Here is a 3,937-nt window from a genome sequence, read left to right as displayed (position 1 = left end):
TATAAATAAATTGCCGTGGAACGGGCAGGCCGTTGGACAGGGTGTTTTCAGACGGCCTGCGGGCTTCAGCTTGCGGCAAAGGTGTTGCAGGTGTTGATGTCGCCGCCCTGCAGGCCGCGTTGCAGCCATTTCATGCGGTCGGCAGACGAGCCGTGGGTGAAGCTGTCGGGCACGGCATAGCCCTGAGCCTGCTGCTGCAGGCGGTCGTCGCCCACGGATGCGGCGGCGGCCATGGCTTTTTCAATGTCTCCGGCTTCAAAAATCTGCTGGTTGACGGCGTAATGCCCCCAAATGCCGGCAAAGCAGTCGGCCTGCAATTCGAGTTTGACGGATAAGGCATTGGCCTGCTTTTTGCCCGCGCCTTGCTGGGCTTGGTGCACTTGCGGCAGGATGCCGAGCAGGTTTTGAACGTGGTGGCCGACTTCGTGGGCAATCACATAGGCAAAGGCGGCATCGCCGGATGCGCCGAGCTTGGTCCGCATGTCTTCATAGAAAGACAAATCCAGATAGACTTTTTTATCGCTCGGGCAATAGAAAGGACCCATCGCGGCCTGGCCGGTACCGCAGGCGGTTTGCGTGCCGCCGGTATAGAGCACCAGCGTGGTGGGGGTGTAGCGTTGGCCGTGTTTGGCGAAATAGTCTTTCCAGGCGTTTTCGGTGTCGGCCAAAACCACTTGCGACAGCTCTTCCAGGCGGTTTTCGAGTTTGCTGTCGAGCGTGGATTGTTGGGCGGTGGCAGAGCCTAAGGAGGGCGTGCCGACCACGCCGCTCAAATCGACGCCGTAATAGGCGCCGACCAGCAGAATGATGATGCCGATTAAGCCGGGCGTTTTACCGCCGCCGCCTCCGCCGCTGCCTCGGCGGTCTTCGACGTTGCTGCTGCGGGCGCGTCCTTGCCATTTCATGGGGGTGTTCCTTTTGAGATTGTGTTCGGAGTGGAGTGCCGCGGGCCGTCTGAAAACGGCGCGGCGCGGTATGTGGGGTATATTCAGGCGGCCTGCCATTCGGCCAGCGCGTTTTTCAGACGGCCTAAGGCTTCGTGCATGTCTTCATCGCTTAAGAGCAGGCTGGGGGCGAAGCGGACGACATTGCTGCCGGCCACCAAGACCATCAGGCCGTGTTTCAGCGCGGCGGCGGTGATTTCGCCGGCGCGGCCGCGGTAGCGGTCGGCCAGTACGCAGCCCAAGAGCAAGCCCATGCCGCGCACTTCTTTGAACACGCCAGTTTCGCTGCCGATTTGCGCCAAAGCGTCGCGCAGCTTGCGGCCTTGCGCTTCAACGTGTGCCAGCGTTTCCGGTGCGTTGATGATGTCGAAGGCGCGGCTGCCGACGGCGCAGGCCAAAGGATTGCCGCCGAAGGTCGAGCCGTGCGTGCCCGGGCCGAAAGTCGGCGCGATTTTGTCGGTGGTGAGGATGGTGCCGATGGGAAAGCCGCAGCCCAAGGCTTTGGCCAGGCTGATGATGTCGGGAGCGATGCCGTAATGTTCGTAGGCAAACAGTTTGCCGGTGTGGCCCATGCCGGTTTGCACTTCGTCGAAAATCAGCAGTGCGTCGTGTTCGTCGCACAGGCGGCGCGCGGCTTCCAGATATTCTTGTGTGGCGGGCAGGATGCCGCTCTCGCCTTGGATGGGCTCGATGATGACGGCGCAGGTTTTGCTGCTGACGGCGGCGGCCAGTGCGCCGACATCGTTAAACGGTACATGGGTGATGCCTTGCGGCAGAGGGGCGTAGTCTTGGCTGTATTTGGGCTGGCCGCCCACGGATACGGTAAACAGGGTGCGGCCGTGGAAGCTGTCGGTGCAGGCGATGATTTCGTTTTTCCCGCTGCCGAAATGGTCGCGGCCGTATTTGCGCGCCAGCTTCAGCGCGGCTTCGTTGGCTTCTGCGCCGGAATTGCAGAAAAAGACTTTGTCGCCGAAGCTGTGGTCAACCAGTTTTTTGGCCAATTCCTGTGCGGGGCCGGTGGTGTAGATATTGGAAATGTGCCACAGCTTTTGCGCCTGCTCCGTCAGGGCTTCAATCAGCGCGGGGTGGCTGTGGCCGAGCGCGTTGACGGCAATCCCGCCCGACAAGTCGATATACTCGCGCCCGTCCGCGCCCCAAACGCGGCTGCCGAGCGCGCGCTCGGGAATCATGGGGGCGAAAGAGAAATTGGGCGTGAGGTAGTTTTGCATGGTCGGGATTCCTGTATCGGTCAAGCGGTAAGCGGGTCAATGTTGCGCCGCGCATCGGTTTGGCGGCGCGGCTGCGGGTCAGAGGTAAACGATTTCGCCGGAGCGGCCTTTGCCGGCTTCGCTGGCCCACCACACGAATTGCGGCACCACGTCGGCATAGCTTTTGCGTTCGGTAGCGGCTTCGCCCGGGTGGGATTTGATGCGCTGCGGCGAATTAATCGCGCCGGGCACCAGCACGTTGGCACGCAGGTTGGGGAAACGCTCCCACTCGTCGGCCACGACTTTACACAGATAGTTTAAAGCGGATTTGGACGCGCCGAAGCCGCCCCAGTAGGCTTTGGGGGTTTCGCCGTGGGATTCGCCGACGAAAATCACCGAAGCATCGGGCGATTCTTTCAAGAGCGGGAAGAGCGCGCGGGTCAGACCCATAGGCGCAACGGTATTGATGCGGTAGAGCTTGACCCAGTCGGCTACGGATTGGAAATCCAGCGGCGAGAGGGCGTTGAAGTAGCTGGCGCAATGCACGATGCCGTCGAGTTTGCCCTGCGTGGCTTCGGCGATGGTAGCGGCAAACTGCTCGAATTCTTTGTCTTCCGCAGTTAAGAGGTCGAAGCAGATGGCGAAAGGCTCGGGGTGGCCGGCGGCGACGATTTCGTCATACACTTTTTCCATGCGCTTTTGGCGGCGCGATACCAGAATTACGGTGGCGCCGGCTTCGGCATAGGCTTTGGCCACCTGCTCGCCCAGGCCTTGCGAGGCGCCGGTTACCATAATGACTTTGTTTGCTAATGCGGACATGGTTTTTCCTTTTTTCCTTTGAGGTTGGCTGTTCAGCTTGGCTGAGTTTCATTTTTCAGACGGCTTTTTGGCCGCCGGTTCGGGTTATGGTTTGGTTTTTCCGGTTTGCTCGTAGCGCTGCAGCTTTTCGAGCAGCCGGTTGCGCGCCGTGTCGAAGGCCGCGCGGTCTTGCTGCTCTTTGGCGGCTTTGCAGGCCATCATTTCGGGGTAGGTGTCGCCCCAGGCTTTACGCAGCAGGCTGTCGGGATAATGGTTGAACGCGGCGTATTTAAACTGCGGATTGAGCCGCAGAAACAGCGTGGGCAGGCGTTCCATAAAAAACGGCAGCAGCGGGTAGGTGGGCATATTGTTGTGGGTCACCATCGAGCGCATACCGAAGCGGTTGGCCTTGTCGTTTTCAATCAGGCGGTAAAACGGCTCGGTAAAATCCATATAAGCCCGCCAGAATTTCGGGCTGCCCACCCAGTAATTGCAGTACCCCACGCTGTCGGGGATGTCGATTAAGGTATCGAGCCGTATGGGAATATGCAGGGCATCGAAAATTTTCTGCGCGTTTTCCAGCAGCCCTTCGTGGTTGGCATTGCCTTGCACCCATTGGTTGAGCGTCATATGGCTGGAAATGGTCACGGGGTTGAAAAGATGCACGTCGGCATCGGGATACAGGCTGATATGCTTGGCGATATTCTGGCTGTTCAGGCCGGTTTTTGCTGTAAAACTTGTGGCTGAGCACGCCGGTAAAATCCTGAAAATATTCGGGCTGCTCCAGCCAGAGACGGCGCATCACGCCGTATTCAAACCAAAACTCCGAAGCATCGGCGGCATGCGGGTTGTAAAAAGGGATAAAGCCCTTATCCAGCCCGGCTTTTTGCTCCGGCAGGTAATAAATCTGAAAAACATTCATCGGAAAAGCTCTTGCTTGATATTGGGCGGGCGGCCTGTATTGCCAACCCGCATATAGTCGGAGAG

4 protein-coding genes are annotated in these 3,937 nt (G+C 59.1%); all 4 read right to left on the bottom strand.

The features are described from left to right. Nucleotides 1-65 precede the first annotated feature (65 nt). On the bottom strand, nucleotides 66-905 hold the full coding sequence (ypfJ, locus tag BDE01S_RS08935) for a KPN_02809 family neutral zinc metallopeptidase (RefSeq protein WP_066080432.1): 840 nt from the start codon (nucleotides 903-905) through the stop codon (nucleotides 66-68). Between the two features lie 83 nt (nucleotides 906-988). After that, complete coding sequence (locus tag BDE01S_RS08930) at nucleotides 989-2,173, bottom strand: acetylornithine/succinyldiaminopimelate transaminase (protein ID WP_066080430.1); 1,185 nt, start codon at nucleotides 2,171-2,173, stop codon at nucleotides 989-991. A 78-nt stretch (nucleotides 2,174-2,251) separates the two neighbouring features. After that, nucleotides 2,252-2,971 carry an SDR family oxidoreductase gene (locus tag BDE01S_RS08925; protein ID WP_066080427.1) on the bottom strand — a complete coding sequence of 240 codons (720 nt, stop codon included), beginning with the start codon at nucleotides 2,969-2,971 and terminating at the stop codon, nucleotides 2,252-2,254. Nucleotides 2,972-3,055: 84 nt separating this feature from the next. Beyond that, on the bottom strand, nucleotides 3,056-3,616 hold the full coding sequence (locus BDE01S_RS08920; RefSeq protein WP_066080424.1) for a hypothetical protein: 561 nt from the start codon (nucleotides 3,614-3,616) through the stop codon (nucleotides 3,056-3,058). Nucleotides 3,617-3,937: the final 321 nt, after the last annotated feature.

Origin of the sequence: Bergeriella denitrificans NBRC 102155 (assembly GCF_001592185.1) — a bacterium.
Lineage (GTDB): Bacteria > Pseudomonadota > Gammaproteobacteria > Burkholderiales > Neisseriaceae > Neisseria > Neisseria denitrificans.
The sequence above is the reverse complement of the archived record's forward strand: the minus strand, read 5'-3'. Positions and strand labels throughout refer to the sequence as shown.